The sequence below is a fragment of the Paenibacillus solanacearum genome (assembly GCF_910593845.1).
Classification (GTDB): Bacteria; Bacillota; Bacilli; order Paenibacillales; family NBRC-103111; genus Paenibacillus_G; species Paenibacillus_G solanacearum.
The window spans coordinates 84,880-103,511 of sequence record NZ_CAJVAS010000017.1 but is presented as its reverse complement, the minus strand read 5'-3'; the positions used below and the strand labels follow the sequence as shown (position 1 = coordinate 103,511).

The following is an 18,632-nucleotide window of genomic DNA, read 5'->3' as shown; positions in this document are numbered from 1 at the left end:
TATGGCAAAAAAAGAGAAGGATCCGATAGAGTTATACGATCCCGGAATGCGTCCCAATGAAACGTTCGACGGCTCGATTCGTTGGTTTTCTCCTATGGTGCAGCCTTTCCATATTTCCGGATTGGCTTGGTTTGCGCAGGAAAGAATGTATCGCAGATTGCCGGCTTTGCCATCCGGAGTCATCCCGGAAGCCGTCGATCGCTTAGCCAATCATACTGCAGGAGGACAAATCCGGTTTCAGTCGGATTCTACTTCTTTATCGGTAAGGGTGAAGCTGAAAGGCAAAGCCAGTATGGTTCATATGCCGGCAACCGGACAATGCGGCGTTGATTGCTACGTGGGTTCTCCTGACACCCTCCTTCCCTTGCGGTACGGCAACACAACAAAATATGACTTCACTTCCACTGAGTATGAATGTGCGTTATTTACGAATTGGAATGCCTCGATGCGTAATATTGTCCTAAACTTGCCGCTCTATCAAGGGGTGGAGGAGCTATGGATCGGATTGGATGAGGGGGCGGCCGTTGCGGCTCCCCCCAGCTACGCTTCCGGGAAGAAAGTGATCATCTACGGAACCTCGATTACGCAAGGCGGCTGCGCGTCACGGCCAGGCATGGCTTATACGAACATTTTGAGCCGCAGAATTCCGCTGGAATTTATTAATCTTGGTTTCTCGGGAAGCGGTAAGGGAGAGCCGGAAGTTGCCGAGATTATTTCGCAAATCGATAACCCTGCGTGTATGGTCATTGATTATGAAGGCAACTGCGTGAGCACCGAGCTGTTCCGTAAAACACTTCCGGAATTTATTAGAATCTATAGGGAAGCTCATCCGGTAACACCAATCTTGGTTGTCTCGCGAATTCGTTACGCGCGTGAGGAGCTGACTCCACACTTGTACGAGACCAGAATGGAACGTAAGCATTTCGAACACTCCCTCGTTAATGAGCTGCGAGACCAAGGTGACTTGAATATTTATTTCTTCGACGGCTCTGGATCGCTCGGTAATGAAGATTTCTTCGAATGCACAGTAGACGGCTCGCATCCGACGGATCTTGGTTTTCTGCGGATGGCAGATGCACTTGAACCCGTACTAAAAACACTGCTGTTATAATTGACTCGTAATCGCGACACGCTGTCCGTGCTGGCCGCAGAAAAACCGATTGCAAATCTATGAATTTAGTGTATGATTATGCAGTGTACAATTTCATATTGTGGGAATAGGTGCTCTTGCCCGTATATTTACGGCGCCAGAGCTTAAAAGGGAAGTTCGGTGTAAAACCGACGCGGTCCCGCCACTGTAACGGAGGAGTCGCAGCGACAATGCCACTGATCTTGAACCAAGATCGGGAAGGCCGCTGCTGATGTGAATTCCGGAGCCAGGAGACCTGCCTGTTCTGACAACACTGCTTTAACCTACGGAAGATAGGGAAGTGTTAAGAGAACCGTTATCTGGCGATGATAATAACACGGGCATCTTTACCTTAGTTTCCATGGGTAAAGATGTCTTTTTTTATCTCTATTTCCTGTAGGCGGATTTGCTGGTGAGAGAGAGGGGGGCTTCGTCGTCAATCGGTGTACCTGCTAGTCCTATGACCACGTCTAGAACGAAATCGTATAATGGAGGATTCTGAATCATGAACATTGCCAATCGAAAGTTAAAGGGATGCGCAGCCCTTACGTTAGCGCTTCTGCTTCTCGTGCTGTCGGCCTGCTCATCGAAGCCGGGCGGCAGCGCTCAACCGGCTTCATCTTCGTCCGGTGCACCCGCTGCGGAGCAAACATTGAAATATGTAACATTGAACATGCCGCGCTCTTTGGACCCTGTCCATATCGATGCGCAGCGTATCACTTCCGACGGTATTGCGGAGCCGCTGGTCATGCTGAATGATGACGGCTCGATCCGGCCTTGGCTTGCTGCCTCGTGGAAAAATCTGGAGCCTACGCTGTGGGAAGTGGAGCTGCGCCCTAACGTAAAGTTCTGGAGCGGAGCAGTTATGGATGCCGCTGCGGTCAAAGCGGCTTTGGAGCGCCATCAGAAGCTGAATAAACGGGGCCCGTCCCAGATCGGCGGAGTGGAATTCATTGTAAAAGACAGTCTGCATCTTCTGATGAAAACACCGAAGCCGGACCCTAACTTTATTTTTAAGCTGAGCGGGTTTGCTATACATAATGCGGAGGAAGCGAACCGCCTGGGGGATAAATTCAATACGCAGGCGGATTTGACCGGATTCATGAAGCCGGTTCAGTTTACACCGGGGGAGCTAATGATAGCCGAAGCATTCCCGGGCTACTGGGGGGAGAAGCCGAAGCTGCAGCGGCTCGAAGCGAGACTGGGCGCCGATGCACAAGCACGTCTGCTGGCATTGAAGAATGGCGATGCGGATGCAGACATGAACGTAGAGGTCGAACAACGGGTATCGTATGAAAAAGACTCCAAATTCGAAACGTATTTCCCTATCGGCCAAACGACGAATCTTTGGTTAAATATGAAAAAAGTACCCGCACTGCAAGATAAAAATGTTCGTATGGCGATCAATTTGGCTGTAGACCGCAAGGAGCTTATTGAGGGGGTAAGCCGGGGATTTGCATCCAAAGCAACCGGCCATTTTCCGGCTGGGCTTCCTTACGCGATTACGACAAGCACGGAAACGGACCGTTCCAAGGCAGAGAAAATATTGGATGAAGCAGGCTGGAAGAAAGGACCGGACGGAATTCGCGCCAAAGACGGGCAAAAGCTAAAGCTTAAGATGCTAACCTATACCGTATTCCAGCCTTTGGCCATCGCCTTGCAATCGCAGCTCAAGGGCGTAGGCATCGAGATCGAGCTGAATCCGGTTGAAACCACCGCTTCCAACCAAATGATGCTTGATGGCACTTTCGACACGGCCACCTACTGCTCTTGCGGAACGGCGACCGGCGATATTGGCGGTCAGCTGTATTCCTACTATTATACGGGCGTCGCATCCAACTATGGCGGCTACAGCAACCCAAAGGTGGATCGGTTGATTGATCAGTTGATTTCAGAGTTCGATGCGAACAAGCAGCTGGGATTGGCCAAAGAAATCCAGACACTCGTTCAAGAGGACGTTCCGATTATTTACTTATTCAATAACACTCGCTGGGGCGCAGCTTATAACAAGAAAGTGAAAGGCATTGATAAAAACCTGCAAACCAAAATTGTCCCCGGGATGTATATCTCTCAATGAAACTGATTCGGTATGTAATGAAACGGGCGATGCTTACTTTGCCTGCTTTATTGGGCGTAACGCTGCTCATCTTTGCCTTGATTCGTTTTATACCGGGCGATCCGGCAAGAGCGATATTACTCACGATGTTTGATCCCAGCACGAACTTAAGCGATTTGGAGAAAGACGCGGAAGTGCTTCATAAGCAGCTGGGACTTGATCAGCCGTTTCCCGTGCAATATGCAACCTGGCTTTGGAAAATCGCACATGGCGATTTGGGCGTATCGTTCCGCAGCAAGACGCCGATTCTCGACGAGCTGCTGCAGCGGCTGCCGGCAACACTGGAGCTAGCCGGCGCTGCGCTGCTCGTAATGGTCCTGATCGCGATCCCTTCGGGGATCGCTGGTGCGGTCTACCACCGGAGAACGGTGGATCATACCACCCGGATCATCGCACTGATCGGCGTATCCGTCCCCAGCTTTTTCCTTGGCCTGGTCTTGATGTATGTCCTGTCCGTGAAGCTGGGATGGCTGCCAACGATGGGACGCGGCGGGGGAAAACACTTGATTTTGCCCGCTTTGACGCTGGGCATCGGTCTCTCGTCAGTCACTGCGCGTCTGCTTCGAACCAGTCTGCTGCAGGTGTTCTCTCAACGCTACATGATATTAGCCGAGGCCAAGGGACTGCATCGCAGGACGATCCTCTTCAAGCACGCGCTGCCCAACGCGCTGTTACCGGTTCTTACTTCATTCGGGCTTGTGGTGGGAGGGCTGATCGGGGGAACGGTCATTATTGAAACGGTATTTTCCTGGCCGGGAGTTGGACGCTATGTGGTCGATGCCATTACAGGGAGAGATTATCCGGTGATCCAGGCATTTGCGCTGCTGATGGCCGTCGTGTATATCGTATTAAATCTGGCGGTCGACATCACTTACCGGTGGATGGACCCGCGCGTCAGAATGGAGCAGGAGGGCCAGCATGGATAAAAGAATTCGGCAGCGTCTTGTCGCAGCGCTCAAAACAGATCCGCTGGCCGTCGTTTTATTGATCGCCATTGTTGGGATCATCCTCGCGTCTATCGGAGCATCATGGTTGTCCGGCTACGATCCCGTCAAAGTCGATTACAAGCAGGCGCTGCTTCCGCCTTCGAGCGAGCATTGGCTCGGAACCGATAATTACGGCAGAGATGTGCTCTCCAGGCTGATGCATGGCGGTGCCGCTTCTCTTGGAGCCTCGCTCCTCGCGGTCAGTCTCATTATTACGTTAAGCTTAGTGATCGGGCTGGCGGCGGGATATTTTGGCGGATGGGTGGATATGGCGCTTACCCGGTTGATGGATGTGCTTTTCTCTTTCCCGCAGCTCGTGCTTGCGATTGCGCTGGCTTCCTTGATGGGACCGGGATTGACGAGCCTGATGATCGCCGTTGCGGCGGTCGCGTGGCCGTCCTTTGCGCGGATCTTCCGCAGCTTCGTGCTGTCGGTGCGTAATGACGGGTTCGTGCAGGCTGCCAAAACGTCCGGTATCCCTGCCTGGAAAATCATCGGCACGCATATTCTCGGTTCAATCACGGGCCCGATTCTTGTGCTGATTACGCTGGATATCGGCAGTATTATTCTGAGCATTGCTTCGATGTCCTTCCTTGGCCTCGGCATTCGTCCGCCTCAGCCGGAATGGGGAGCCATGCTCAACGAAGGCCGGGCTTATATTGAGGAGGCGCCGTGGTTATTCCTAGCGCCCGGGCTCATGATCTTTATTATGGTACTAGGTACCAATTACCTAGGGGATACGCTGAAGGATGCATTGGAACCGCGGACGCTTCATATGCCCCGTCTTTTCGGCAGGAGCAAGAGAAGGAACGAGAGAGATGGGCGAGGCGAACGTGAAGCAGCCAGTAGCGAGCGTAAAGAGGTTAATGAGTCTTGCGTGTTATCGATAGAGGGCTTGTGTGTAACGGCCGCCGAGGGGAATCGAAGAAACTCGAACGTCATACTTGAACAGATCGATCTGGAGCTGAAGCCAGGGGAATGTATTGGCCTTGTCGGCGAAAGCGGCTCCGGCAAAAGCACGCTGGCCCACGCGGTCATGGGGCTGCTGCGCTCCCCGCTTGAGCAAAACGGCGGAACGATCCGTTTATCGGGCGCCGATACGAGCCGGTGGGGGTGGAGCGACTGGCGTCAAGCGCGCGGCCGTACGATTGCTTATATTACACAAGATCCGATGGATTCGTTAAATCCGGTATTGAAGATCGGCGAGCAGCTCAGGGAATGTTTGACGGCGCATCCGAATCGGGGAGCGGTTATGAACCGGACAGAGGCCAAGGGCAAAGTGATCGACATGCTGAAGCGAACGGGACTGCCGGAAACCGCCTACGATCAATACCCGCATCAGTTGAGCGGCGGGATGCGCCAGCGTGTCGTCATTGCCATGGCGATCATGAATGAACCGCAAATCATTATAGCGGATGAGCCAACCACAGCGCTGGATGTCAGCACGCAAGCACGGATCATGGATTTGCTGACCGAGCTTCAGAAGGAGCGGAAGGCTGCGATGATCTTTATTACGCATGATTTGAGGCTTGTCGCCAACATAGCCGACCGGATTTGCGTAATGAAGGATGGCCGCGTGGTGGAGCAGGGGAACGTGCAGGACATATTTACCCGACCGAGGGAGCGTTATACCCAACAGCTATTGAAGGCGATTCCACCCTTGCGGATTCCGGCATCGATCCGGAAAGCAGAGTAATTTTCAAAGCAAGAGGAGGGGGACAAGGTGCTTGAAATACAAGCGCTGCATAAAGATTATCAGGGCAAACGAGTGCTCGATTCCATCCATTTTTCGATAGGCGACGGAGAGATTGTCGGTTTGATCGGGATGTCAGGGTCAGGGAAGAGCACGCTGGCCCGCTGCGTGGTCGGACTGGAGAAGCCGCAGGCGGGCAAGATGCTTTGGAACGGCCAGTCCTTGAACGATAAGTCGGTTAGACGCAAGTCCCGGCGAGACATTCAGATGGTGTTTCAGGATCCTCGCAATAGTCTGAATCCGGCGTGGACCGTGAAGAGGAGTTTGCTGGAATCGATGCGTCAGTTTCACGGGACCAGGAGCGCTGCTGCCCACGAGCATATGATGGAGGGGCTGCTCACTTCTGTCCGCTTGCCGGTCGACAGCTTGCATCGCTACCCTCATGAGTTGAGTACGGGGCAATGCCAACGCGTCTGTCTGGCGCGGTCGCTGGTACCAGAGCCTAAGCTGCTTGTGCTGGACGAATGCTTGTCCGCCCTGGATGTTTCCATTCAGGCTCAGATGATTACGCTGCTCAGAGATCTTCACCAACACCGGCAGATGAGCTACTTGTTTATTTCTCACGATATTGCGGTAGTGGCTTCGCTTTGTCAAAAAATTATCGTGATCCAGCAAGGCGTCATCGTGGAAGCCGCGGACGCACATACATTGATTCACAACCCCCGACATCCGTATACGCGGTCCTTGCTTGCGGATACGCCGACCTTACCTGAATTTACATATGCTTCGGAAGAGCGGGAAGAAAGGAGTCTCGTCTTATGAGTGCCCAAGTTGACTTTAATTTTCTTATGAACCAGTACAATCTCCTTACTGACGAACACCCGTCCGCCGTTCTTTCCGCCCCTCTGTCCGATGTGCTGGATGAAGCGAAGGCAGAGGCATTGATCCGCTCGGTCATGCACATTATTCGAGCCGGCAAGCCGGATATTGCGGCTTATCATCTGTCGAGCTGGCTTGGGATGGTATGCTCGGCCGTTCAAGCTTCTTTATCGTTGTATGACACCGTGCTTCGTCTCACCCCCGAGCGCACGTTCCTGCATATCGCGATGATCGAAGGGCGCAGGAAAGTGATGTTCCTTCTTCGAGAGAAGGAACAAGCCTGCCTCAACCTCGGACAAGAAGAGATGTCCCGCGCTGCGGCGCTGAACGACTTTTACACGAAGACCATCAGTCCGATCCTCCGCGGTATAGCTCAAGCAACCGGTGTAAAAGAGCCTCAACTCTGGGCGCAGTTCGTTACCAGACTGTATAATGAACGGGATTACTGCTTGAATACGGTACAGTCGGAAGAAAGGCAGCGCATCATTCTGGAGGACTTCGCGATCGTTACGGATCGCCTGAAGCTGGACCAGCTTGGATTAACGCGCAACCCGTTCCAGGTAGAGTTCCGCTGGATTGAGCACCTGCAGCATCCGAATGAACTCACGCGTCAGAAGATAGCCTGTTGTCTCGCCTATCAGACGGATACGTCCCATGGCTATTGCTATACGTGTCCCCGGTTGAATGAAGAAGGGCGGAAGCAGAAGCGGGAGCTTTACGTTTAAGCGATTCCGCCGTGTTATACCGTATTGTCGAGTTGATGAATGCGAACGAATGTCTAAATCAAGAGCCGCAAAAAGCAGGCTCTATTTTTTCATGTTCTGTTTTCCCATGTCGCCACGACTGCTTACAATTCCTGTCATTTATTATACCGCTGGATTTGCCTTTCTAGGGTACGGACGCACCATCTCGATCCCCGCCAACGGATTGCCGGCTGACGATCAAAATGCATTAATTCTTAAAGTTGGATTATGAAGGGATTCGCAGAATGATGTCGAATAATGTTGTTATTAATGTTCGTTAAGGAGAATGTAGTGGGGGAAATACATTGCATCTAGACCCAAAGTTTCATTTAGATAAACGCCTTTACAAACCCTCCTAAAAAACAAGGTTTATTCGCGGTGTGAAACTTTTAGTAGGATTGAATTTGTACAACTCTAGGGGGGAATCCGTTGTATTCACGAAAAAAATCTAAAAAAGTATTGTACGGTAGCTTTGTTCTAGCGTTATTAAATGGGGTTGTTCCCGCAGCTTTTGCAGCTAATGCCAATCATGCTCCAACCTTAGTGGAGAAAATCACCGATCAAACTGTTATTTTAGGTCAAAGTAGCGTTCAGCTAATCGATTTAAGCCGCTTCTTTTCGGATGCAGATGGAGATGAATTGAGTTTTACAGCGGTATCCATGAACAAAGGGGTTGTATCGGTAGCCGTAAGCAGCTCGCAATTGACAATATTACCTCTATCCCCTGGAACGAGCAAAATACAAATCGCAGTAAATGATGGTAAATCAGGGAGAGCAACGGCTAGTTTTAGTGTTACAGTAGATCAATCCCCTACAGTGGTCAATCCAGTTTCAAACCAAACAACGACAGTCGGAGCTATCATTCCCGCCATTGATTTAGGCAATGTCTTTACAGATAATGACGGAGACCCATTAACATTCTCTGCGACTTCCTCGGACACACAGAAGGTAACAGCTGATATCTCAGGTAATGTATTAACGCTTACACCGCTTGCCATAGGAACGAGTACGATCAACGTGACAGCGAATGACGGACGTGGAGGAACTGAGTCTACTAGTTTCATGGTCACAGCGAACCCAGCACCACCAGTGAATCATGCACCCGCAGTAGCCAATCCTGTTTCAAACCAAACAACGATAGTGGGAGCTGTCATTCCTGCCATTGATCTAAGTCCTGTCTTTACGGATATAGACGGAGACCCACTAACATTCTCTGCTACTTCCTCGGACACCCAAAAGGTAACAACCAATGTCTCAGGTAATGTATTAACGCTTACGCCGCTTGCCATAGGAACGAGTACGATCAACGTGACAGCGAATGACGGACGTGGAGGAACTGAATCTACTAGTTTCATGGTCGCAGTGAACCCAGCACCGCCAGTGAATCACGCACCCACAGTAGCCAATCCAGTTTCAAACCAAACAACGATAGTGGGAGCTGTCATTCCCGCCATAGATTTAAGTCCTATCTTTACGGATAATGATGGAGACCCATTAACGTTCTCTGCTACTTCCTCGGACACGCAAAAGGTAACAGCCAATGTCTATGGTAATTCATTAACGCTCACACCGCTTGCCATAGGAACGAGTACGATCAACGTGACAGCGGACGACGGGCGTGGAGGAACTAAATCTACTAGTTTCATGGTCACAGTGAACCCGGCACCGCCAGTGAATCACGCACCGGTAGTAGCCAATCCTGTTTCAAACCAAACAACGACAGTGGGAGCTACGATTCCCGCCATTGATTTAAGTCCTGTCTTTATGGATATAGACGGAGATCCATTAACGTTCTCTGCTACTTCCTCGGACACGCAAAAGGTAACAGCTAATGTCTATGGTAATTCATTAACGCTTACGCCGCTTGCCGTAGGAACGAGTACGATCAACGTGACAGCGGACGATGGGCGTGGAGGAACGGTACCTACTAGTTTCATGGTCACAGTGAACCCGGCACCGCCAGTGAATCATGCACCGGTAGTAGCCAATCCGGTTTCAAACCAAACAACGACAGTGGGAGCTGTCATTCCCGCCATTGATTTAGGCAATGTCTTTGCGGATAATGACGGAGACCCATTAACGTTCGCTGCTACTTCCTCCGACACGCAAAAGGTAACGGCCAGTGTCTATGGTAATTCATTGACGCTTACGCCGCTTGCCATAGGAACGAGTACGATCAACGTGACAGCGGACGATGGGCGTGGAGGAACGGTACCTACTAGTTTCATGGTCACAGTGAACCCGGCACCGCCAGTGAATCATGCACCGGTAGTAGCCAATCCGGTTTCAAACCAAACAACGACAGTGGGAGCTACGATTCCCGTCATTGATTTAAGTCCTGTCTTTACGGATATAGACGGAGATCCATTAACGCTCTCTGCTACTTCCTCGGACACGCAAAAGGTAACAGTCAATGTCTCAAGTCATTCATTAACGCTTACGCCGCTTGCCATAGGAACGAGTACCATCAACGTGACAGCGGACGACGGGCGTGGAGGAACTAAATCCACTAGTTTCGTGGTCACAGTGAATCCGGCGATTTCGAATAATCATGCACCAACGGCCGATGCTGCCATATATGAACAAGTTTTAACTTCTGGCATAACTAACGATCGATCTTACGACCTGTCGCAATTGTTTAGTGATGCAGATGGCGATCCATTACAATTTAGTGCGGCAGCGGGTGATAATTCAGTCGTAAGCGTTTCTGTGAATGGCTCTACGCTTACTTTATCTGCGGGAACAAGTGCAGGAAGCACGACGGTAACTGTTCAGGCTGATGATGGAAATGGTGGTGTTACACCTTATAAATTTAAGGTGCGTAATGCGCCTTCAGTTAATGGCGGGCTGATTATAGTTCGTACGAAGCAAGGTGTAAAAGATCCTTTATCGTACGACTTATCTACTCTATTCCCTGGGCAAACCGCGTTTACAACGTATATGGGAACACCAGATTCTACATTTACAGGTCCAACGCCATTAGCAGGTAAGACACTTCCGCTGACCGTAACCCCTCTTTATACGTGGGTAATTGGCGCAGATGGAAAAGCAGCAGTCATTCAAGTGATTGCGGATGCTCAAGGTTCTAAAGGTTTATATTTTTCCCAATATCTGGACGGTGGTGATGGGAGAATAGCGCTTCAGATGTACTATAATGGTGCTATCAATCAACCGGACAATGGGACTGGTTATGAGTTGGCTGTCTACAAATGGAATAAAAAAGCGAATACACTGGTTGTTGAGTCTAATCCAATTCAGCTTATTAATCCGGTGGGTCCGAATTGGATCAACCCTTACATCGTAATCGATTCTATATTCTACGATTTTTTTGATCTTGCTAATGCGTGGTATTATAACCTTGATACGATGTTGTATGATCCGAGCAATTACAACGTGGTTGCTTACGTATTAAAGAAGAACGGGCAAATCGTTGACGTGCTGGGCGACCCAACCTCGCATAATCAGTTTATGCCAAGTGGAGGGACCATCATCCGAAAATCTGGGATCTGGAGTGGATCAAAAGCATATTCGGAAGCCGGCGAATGGAACAAACTTCCGCTAACTTATGCTTTGATTGGGCAACACACACCGTAATCGTTAGAACCCTGTATGAAAAATACAGTTTTTTCATACAGGGCTACTTACTCCATATCACGATTTATATGTGATGCTTTTTATTTTTTTTAGGAAGGTGAATAACATTAAATATTTACAAAAACGATTGATCATGATCATAGCCATGATCGTGATCTTGATCTTTCCTGCATCCGCTTTTGCAAACCAAATAGATTCAAATCTAAATCAATTTAATCTCCCGACGGACAAAGCAGCCATGGAATCTACCATGGAAACGTATAGGACTACACTTTTTTACGTTACTGCAGGATATGATGATTACTCGACCTTTAGTAAGATGGATAAAGACTTTTTAGCCCATTGGTTAATTGCAAATCGACCTACTACGGGGTATTCCAGTATTAAGGATTTACGCGATACTTTTGCCATTGGGATGACGCAAAGATCTTTTATGATAAATTTGAACAGCGCGGCTGATTCATTTGCATTGTGGACATTGCTGGTCGGTGATGAAGACCAAGAGCAGCCGCATATTAATTATGATCTGTATAATACATTAACTGAAGAAGAACAAGATAGCGTGTGTCAACAATTGATAACGAACAAACCAATCTCTGGCTATGGAACGGCCCTTGATGCTCAATATCAGTTAGATCAAGCGATTGCCTTAATAAAGCGATCTGAAGACACTTCAAGAAGCAGTCCTCAAAATTCAAATCCGATCGTTGGACAAGTTATTGTTAACACTCTATCCGGAACTGCGGCAGCGGAATCCAACAGTCCGGCTGCTCTATCAAAGATGCTAGGATCTGATGTGTCCTTGACAGCTAGGGTTTTGACGGCGGGGAGGGAAGGCAGTGTTCTTACGATAGGTCCAGATGGTCAGTTCATCATTGGCAGCAACGTTGCAGCAGGGCAATATCCGGTTGTTATTCATGTTACTGCTCCAAATGGACAACAATTAGCAGGCCAGCCGGGGACTTTAACGGTGAATTCCAATGGAGCGGCTTCAATGGAAATCGATTTGATCGATCCGTATGGAGTGATTACCGACCATGTAACGAAACAACCCATTCCTGATGTGGATGCACAGCTCTACTGGGCAGATACGGAATTGAACCGCAGCGAAGGAAGAACACCGGATACACTTGTTACACTGCCGGAACTTCCGAGTTTCGCTCCAAATCAAAATCACAATCCGCAAATCAGTACAACGGATGGACGTTACGGCTGGATGGTATTTCCCGACGGGGACTACTATGTGATTGCGCAGAGAGATGGATATCAAACGTACGATAGCCGTAAGGATGAGAGGGATGAACAGCAAGGGGATACAAGTTATATCCGAAATGGATTGATTCACGTTGGACAGACGATCGTTGAATTGAACTTCGATATGATCAACAACCCTATCGAGACTAGCAGCACTGGAGGATATATGGATGGATATCCAGATGATACGTTCCGTCCAGATCATCCGATTACCCGTGCAGAGTTGGCATCCATTCTTTCCCGTATTCTCCCATCGACAGGCGTAGAGCATAAAAAAGATTATCCAGACGTGGCTTCGACCCATTGGGCGATGGAAGCAATTCAAGAAATGACAGGGCATCAGGTAATAGAAGGGTATTCAGACGGTACATTCCATCCCGACTCACCCATTACCCGAGCGGAAATGGCAAGTATTGCAAGCCGTGTCAAGCACCTTGAAACCAAGCAGACTACCTTTAGCGACACGACAAATCACTGGGCAGAAGCATCCATTGGTGCGGCTCAAGCAGCAGGATTAATGAGTGGTTATCCCGATGGTATGTTCCATCCGGATCAGTCATTAACACGAGCTGAAGCAGTAACGATCGTAAATCGTATGATGGGGATCACAGACTCCCCACATTCCGTTCCAGTGATATGGAAGGACGTTCCTTCTACTTATTGGGCGTATGAACAAATTCAAATTGCTTCTCGTTAAAAAAGGGGGAAGGTCGAGAGACCTTCCCTTATTTATGTTCATGCCGCGGCTAACCCGTCCGGTAACGGAATTGCAAAGTCTGCGGAGTGGATATAAATGCACCCTAAATCTCCCTGTTTCTTCGAGATACAGCCCATGTTGTAGTATAATATGTCCGAGTATGATTCATTTTGCAACAACAAGGGGGATTTACATATGAGCATTCGCGTACTGGCCATAGCGCCTTATCCCGGTCTGAAAGATTTGCTGTCGGAAATTGCAGGCGATGACGACTCGATCGAGCTGCATGTGGAAACGGCGGATCTTCAAGAAGCGGTTCCTTTAGTAGAACAAGCCGAGCGCCAAGGCTACGACATTATTGTCAGCAGGGGAGGCACCGCGACGTTGATCCGCAAGCTGGTCACGCTGCCGGTTGTCGATATCCCGGTGTCCGGCTACGATATACTGCGTCTGCTGACGCTTGTGAAGAACGCCAACTCCAAAGTGGCGATCATCGGTTTTCCGAACATATGCCATGGCGCGGCGGCCGTCTCGAGCTTGCTCGATATCGATATTCCGGCATACGCAGTGGATCATGAATCTCAGGTAATGGATGCGCTGCGGAGAGCGTTTCGTTCCGGGGTAAAAATCGTGCTCGGCGACGTTGTCACCGTACGGACTGCGCAGGAGATGGGGTATCATGGGATGCTGATCACCTCAGGCCGGGAGTCGGTTTTGGAAGCGCTGGACCTGGTTCGAAGGGTGTATGAGGTATACCGCAGGGGCCGCGAGCAAATGCACTTTTTGGAGCAAATATTGGATGCGGACGCCCGCGGCACCCTCGTTCTGGACGAAACCCGAACGATTCGTTACGCGAATGAAGCCGTATGCCAGTTTCTCGGGACGATGTCCGGGCAGCTGCAAGGAAGCGGCCTCATTCTGTCATCGCCTCCGCTGGCGGCTTTGGTTAAGCAAGCCGAGGAGGGCATGCATTCGGAGCTGGAGCAATATGTGCACATTCAAGACAGGCAGTTTCGGGTAAAAATGACGAGACATCCCGTCGACGGGAAGTCGGGGTGGCTGCTGCAGTTGGAGGCGCTGGAGCAATGGCGGATCGAGCAGTTGAACCCGGTGCGCATTCCGTCTCGAGTGGTCTCCTTCGATCAACTGATCGGTTCCAGCGACGCGCTGCAAAAGGCGGTGAACCGGGCCAAAAAATTTGCCGCATCCGATCGCAGCATATGGGTATGCGGGGAGAAGGGCACCGGAAAATCGTTATTCGCTCAGGCCCTCCATTCGGCAAGCAGGAGAGGGGATCAAAGCTTCTATATTGTATCCTGCGACGAAATGACAGATGAGCAGACGGATTTGCTGCTGTCGGGCACAGCCCATGCCCCCGGTTTATTCGACGGCGGATTCGGCGGCACGCTGTATTTGAAAAATGCCGACCGGCTGACGCGATATGCACAGACCCAATGGCTGTATGCGCTTCGGCGCAGCGGCGGTGTCCGGCTTATCACATCCTCGCTCGTCCCGCTGAGCAAACTGCAGCAGCGCACGGAATACAACAGCGAGCTGCTGCTGCTGCTCGGAGAGCTGCAACTGAACGTTCCGTCCTTGCGGGAGCGGCCCGAAGATTTGGAAGAAATCGTCAGAGTCATGATCGCCGATTACAATTCAGAATCGGGGAAGCAAATTGTGGGCATTCGGGATCAAGTATTGGAGCGGCTGGCTCAGTACGGGTGGCCGGGCAATATAATCGAATTGGAACATACGGTTCGGGAGATGCTAATTTTAACCAAAGGGCATTATACCGAATACGGTGAAGCGGCCGAGGTGCTGGAACGTTTGCAAGAGCCGGACGGCAACCGAACGAAGATCGAGTCGTATGCCCAAATTGATTTGAGCGGAACCTTTGAAGAGATCGAAGCGCGGATCTTATGGCATGTGCTTCAGGAAGAAGGGCTGAACCAATCGAAGGCATGTAAAAGACTGGGGATGAATCGCACAACCTTATGGCGAAAAACAAATAAAATGTTTAAAAATGAAACATAAACGACATTGTTAAAAGAGGGTTCCTCCGAGTATAATACGTATTGCAACGCTTTCATTGTTTATTGTTGCATAAATGAACGATATATATTGGGGAGGCATACTGTTATGAAAATTAAATCGTCCATCGAGAGGATTCCGGGCGGAATGATGATTGTGCCGCTATTGATCGGCGCCATCGTCAATACGTTATTCCCGGCCGCCTCCAAAACCTTCGGGTCGTTTACCGGAGCGCTCCTTACGGGTTCGCTGCCGATCCTGGCCGTCTTTTACGTGTGCATGGGTTCGACGATCGACTTTAAAGCGACGCCTTACATTTTGAAAAAAGGCGGCACGCTTCTGATTACGAAAGTAGCGATCGCGATGATTGTCGGTTTGATTGCCGCGCAATTTATTGGTGAAGGGATGATCGAGAGCGGTCTGTTCGCCGGGTTGTCCGTTGTGGCGATTGTAGCGGCCATGAACGATACGAACGGCGGCTTGTACATGGCGCTGATGGGACAGTTCGGCAAAAAAGAAGATGTCGGCGCGTATTCGATTATGAGCTTGGAGTCGGGTCCGTTCCTGACGATGATCTCGCTTGGTGTGGCCGGTCTGGCCGCTTTTCCGTGGCAGACATTGGTCGGTGCGATTTTGCCGCTGGTGGTGGGCATGATTCTCGGTAACTTGGATAAAGAGATGCGCGAGTTTTTGAGTAAAGCGGTTCCAGTGCTCGTTCCGTTCTTCGCGTTTGCTCTTGGCGCAGGGCTGAATTTGCAAAATGTATGGAAGGCGGGCCTGCTCGGCGTGCTGCTCGGCATTTCCGTCGTTGTGATTACAGGCATCGCGCTGCTGTTTATGGACAAGCTGACGGGCGGCAATGGAGTTGCCGGACTGTCGGCTGCCTCCACTGCGGGCAATGCTGCCGGGGTTCCCGCAGCGGTTGCGGCCGCTAACGCCGCTTATGCGCCTGTCGTGCCGACAGCGACGGCGCTTGTCGCCTCCTGCGTTATTGTGACGGCCATTCTGGTGCCGATCGTTACCGCATGGTGGGCCAAGCGGGTCGGCGCGGTCCGCTGATCCGCAGGGAAGCACAGCATGTCCCGGCAGATCGCTGCCGGGACATGCCGCTTTTGTGCGGCGGCCCGTTTTTTTTATTCATTCCTGGGGAGGAAATCGCTTTGAAGAGGTTAGCCATTATTGCGGATGATTTGACAGGGGCGTCCGATTCCGGCGTTCAGCTCGCCGGAAAAGGACTTCATACGCAAGTGATTTTTGACTGGCAAGGGCTTTCGTCCGATGCCGGCGCTTTACAATCGATCGTAATCGATACGGACAGCAGAGCCGTGCCTGGGGAAGAGGCGTACCGGCGCGTACGCAGCGCGACCGAGGCTTTAAAAGATACCGGCTTTGATTTTATATATAAAAAGATGGACTCCACCCTCCGCGGAAATGTGGGCCAAGAAATCGACGCGGTGATGGATGCGTACAATTTTAAGACGGCGATGGTCGTTCCGGCATTTCCCCGAATCGGGCGAACGACGGTTAAAGGCATTCATTATTTGAATGGCGTTCCGATCCACGAGACGGAAATCGCAAGAGACCCGAAGACGCCTGTCCCGGAGTCGGATGTATGCAAGCTGCTCGCTTCCCAATCGCGGCTGCAAGCCGGGCACTTGAGCCTTGCGGCCGTTCGAAGCGGGGCTGCGAATTTGATCCGGGAAGTAGAAGCATCAATCGCTCAAGATCTGCAATTACTGGTGTTCGATGCGGAGACGGACGACGATATGAGACGAATTGCCGAGTTGGTGCCTTTGCTCTCTAACCGTGTGCTGTGGGCCGGCTCCGCCGGATTGGCCGAGCATTTGCCGGTAGAACGGCAAGCGGCCGCGCCGCCGGCGAAGACGGATCGGGACGACCGTCCCGTCATGCTTGTAGCCGGCAGCATTTCCAAGGTAACGCGGGAGCAAGTCGGTTACGTCAACGCGCAGAGCGATGTGGTCGATATTGAATTGGATCCGATCGCGCTGCTCACTTCTCCGGAGCGGCAAAGACTTGAGAAGGAACGCTGCCTCTCCGCGATTTCAGCGGCACTGGAGCGCGGAGCGGGCGTATCGTTCCACGCGGGCTCATCGCCGGAGCAGGTCGCTTCCGCCAAAGAGCTGGGCGCTAGCATAGGGCTCGATTCCTCCGGCGTGTCGAACCGTATTGCGGACGCGCTGGGCGCTGTCGCGGCGAGCATCGCGGCGAAGCATCCCTTGCAGGGGCTAGTCCTGACCGGCGGCGACACGGCCAAGGCTGTATGCCGGCATATGGGCGTTCACGGGGTCGAGCTGATCCGCGAGCTGGAGCCCGGTATTCCGCTGGGGAAGCTGCTGGGCGCGGGTAATTTGATGGTAGTGACGAAAGCGGGCGCTTTCGGCGGCCAATCGTCACTGTGGCATGCAATGCAAAGCTTGAAAGGGGAAAATGACGATGAGTAGACCGATCATAGGCATGACAATGGGGGACGGCGCAGGAGTCGGCCCGGAAATTATAATGAAGGCCATGGACGATCAAGCCGTATATGACAACTGCCGTCCGTTTGTGATCGGCGACGCCAAAATATTGGAGAGAGCCGGCAGCGTCCTGCAGAGCAAGCTTACGGTTCGAAGCATCTCTTCACCGAATGAAGCGCAGTATGTTCATGGAGTTGTAGACTGCCTGGATCTGAATCTGCTGCCTGCGGATCTGCCTTTCGGAAAAGTTTCGGCGGAGGCTGGGCATGCCGCGTTCATGTATTTGAAAAAAGCGATCGAGCTTGCGAACGCCGGAGAAATTGATGCGATCTGTACGGCACCGTTAAACAAAGAAGCACTTCATAAAGGCGGGCACATGTATCCAGGACATACGGAAATTTTGGCCGAGCTGACGGGCACGAAGGATTTCTCCATGATGCTGTCCGCGCCGAAGCTGAAAGTCATTCATGTGACGACGCATGTCGGCATCATCGATGCCGTGAAGATGATCAATCCGGAACGGGTGTACAAGGTGATTCGGCTTGCACATGAGACGCTGCAAAAGGCGGGCTACGATCAGCCGCGGATCGCCGTATGCGGCATTAACCCCCATGCAGGGGAGAACGGCTTGTTCGGCTACGGGGAAGAAGAGGAAAAGGTCATCCCGGCGGTCGAGCGCGCGCAGAAGGAAGGCGTTCAAGTGGTCGGCCCGCTGCCGGCGGACACTTTGTTTTTCCGCACGACACGGGGGGATTTCGATATCGTTGTGGCAATGTACCACGACCAGGGCCACGGACCGGTGAAAGTACTGGGACTCGAAGCGGGCGTTAACATTACAGTCGGCCTCCCGATTATCCGGACGAGCGTGGATCACGGAACGGCGTTTGACATTGCCGGTAAAGGCATCGCAGACGAGCAAAGCATGAAGGAAGCGATTCGCCAAGCGATCGAGTTGGCGCCGAAGCGCTAATGGAATAGATCAGCGGAGATGACCGGACAGGCTCATCTTCGCTTCTTTGTGTATAAAATTCGC

General features: G+C 51.3%; 12 protein-coding genes and 1 riboswitch. All 12 genes read left to right on the top strand.

Annotated features, from left to right (window positions below):
* Position 1: 1 nt before the first annotated feature.
* The 12 genes from KXG62_RS18835 to pdxA all read left to right on the top strand — a co-directional run bounded on the left by KXG62_RS18835 (position 2) and on the right by pdxA (position 18,569).
* The gene (locus tag KXG62_RS18835) at positions 2-1,111 is read left to right on the top strand and encodes an SGNH/GDSL hydrolase family protein (RefSeq protein WP_218093548.1); all 1,110 of its coding nucleotides are present in this window, start codon (positions 2-4) and stop codon (positions 1,109-1,111) included.
* Between the two features lie 91 nt (positions 1,112-1,202).
* A riboswitch (cobalamin riboswitch) is annotated at positions 1,203-1,407 on the top strand.
* Positions 1,408-1,634: 227 nt separating this feature from the next.
* Positions 1,635-3,206 (top strand): ABC transporter substrate-binding protein, encoded by a 1,572-nt coding sequence (locus KXG62_RS18830; protein ID WP_218093547.1) that lies wholly within the window; start codon positions 1,635-1,637, stop codon positions 3,204-3,206.
* On the top strand, positions 3,203-4,171 hold the full coding sequence (gene nikB, locus KXG62_RS18825; protein WP_218093546.1) for a nickel ABC transporter permease: 969 nt from the start codon (positions 3,203-3,205) through the stop codon (positions 4,169-4,171). Before KXG62_RS18830 ends, nikB begins: the two co-directional genes overlap by 4 nt.
* Entirely contained in the window at positions 4,164-5,927 is a 1,764-nt protein-coding gene (gene nikC / locus KXG62_RS18820; RefSeq protein WP_218093545.1) for a nickel transporter permease, read from the top strand. Before nikB ends, nikC begins: the two co-directional genes overlap by 8 nt.
* A gap of 27 nt (positions 5,928-5,954) precedes the next feature.
* Positions 5,955-6,746 carry an ABC transporter ATP-binding protein gene (locus tag KXG62_RS18815; protein ID WP_218093544.1) on the top strand — a complete coding sequence of 264 codons (792 nt, stop codon included), beginning with the start codon at positions 5,955-5,957 and terminating at the stop codon, positions 6,744-6,746.
* Positions 6,743-7,528: a (2Fe-2S)-binding protein gene (locus KXG62_RS18810; RefSeq protein WP_218093543.1), complete on the top strand. Its 786-nt coding sequence runs from the start codon at positions 6,743-6,745 to the stop codon at positions 7,526-7,528. Before KXG62_RS18815 ends, KXG62_RS18810 begins: the two co-directional genes overlap by 4 nt.
* Before the next feature lie 447 nt (positions 7,529-7,975).
* Entirely contained in the window at positions 7,976-11,140 is a 3,165-nt protein-coding gene (locus KXG62_RS18805; RefSeq protein WP_218093542.1) for an Ig-like domain-containing protein, read from the top strand.
* Between the two features lie 97 nt (positions 11,141-11,237).
* Entirely contained in the window at positions 11,238-13,091 is a 1,854-nt protein-coding gene (locus KXG62_RS18800) for an S-layer homology domain-containing protein (protein ID WP_218093541.1), read from the top strand.
* Between the two features lie 195 nt (positions 13,092-13,286).
* A complete protein-coding gene (locus tag KXG62_RS18795) occupies positions 13,287-15,125 on the top strand; it encodes a sigma-54-dependent Fis family transcriptional regulator (protein WP_218093540.1) in 1,839 nt (612 codons plus the stop codon).
* 105 nt (positions 15,126-15,230) lie between these two features.
* Entirely contained in the window at positions 15,231-16,181 is a 951-nt protein-coding gene (locus KXG62_RS18790) for a 2-keto-3-deoxygluconate permease (RefSeq protein WP_218093539.1), read from the top strand.
* 101 nt (positions 16,182-16,282) lie between these two features.
* Positions 16,283-17,584 carry a four-carbon acid sugar kinase family protein gene (locus KXG62_RS18785; RefSeq protein WP_246627520.1) on the top strand — a complete coding sequence of 434 codons (1,302 nt, stop codon included), beginning with the start codon at positions 16,283-16,285 and terminating at the stop codon, positions 17,582-17,584.
* Positions 17,571-18,569, top strand: a complete 999-nt coding sequence (pdxA, locus tag KXG62_RS18780; RefSeq protein WP_218093538.1) for a 4-hydroxythreonine-4-phosphate dehydrogenase PdxA — start codon at positions 17,571-17,573, stop codon at positions 18,567-18,569. The genes KXG62_RS18785 and pdxA overlap by 14 nt, the downstream gene beginning before the upstream one ends.
* The last annotated feature ends 63 nt before the right edge of the window (positions 18,570-18,632 follow it).

Bases quoted from the DNA above. Each gene is read 5' to 3' on its own strand.
- KXG62_RS18830 (WP_218093547.1), top strand. From the start codon at position 1,635: ATGAACATTGCCAATCGAAAGTTAAAGGGATGCGCAGCCCTTACGTTA.
- KXG62_RS18795 (WP_218093540.1), top strand. From the start codon at position 13,287: ATGAGCATTCGCGTACTGGCCATAGCGCCTTATCCCGGTCTGAAAGAT.
- nikB (WP_218093546.1), top strand. From the start codon at position 3,203: ATGAAACTGATTCGGTATGTAATGAAACGGGCGATGCTTACTTTGCCT.
- KXG62_RS18835 (WP_218093548.1), top strand. From the start codon at position 2: ATGGCAAAAAAAGAGAAGGATCCGATAGAGTTATACGATCCCGGAATG.
- KXG62_RS18790 (WP_218093539.1), top strand. From the start codon at position 15,231: ATGAAAATTAAATCGTCCATCGAGAGGATTCCGGGCGGAATGATGATT.
- KXG62_RS18810 (WP_218093543.1), top strand. From the start codon at position 6,743: ATGAGTGCCCAAGTTGACTTTAATTTTCTTATGAACCAGTACAATCTC.
- nikC (WP_218093545.1), top strand. From the start codon at position 4,164: ATGGATAAAAGAATTCGGCAGCGTCTTGTCGCAGCGCTCAAAACAGAT.
- pdxA (WP_218093538.1), top strand. From the start codon at position 17,571: ATGACGATGAGTAGACCGATCATAGGCATGACAATGGGGGACGGCGCA.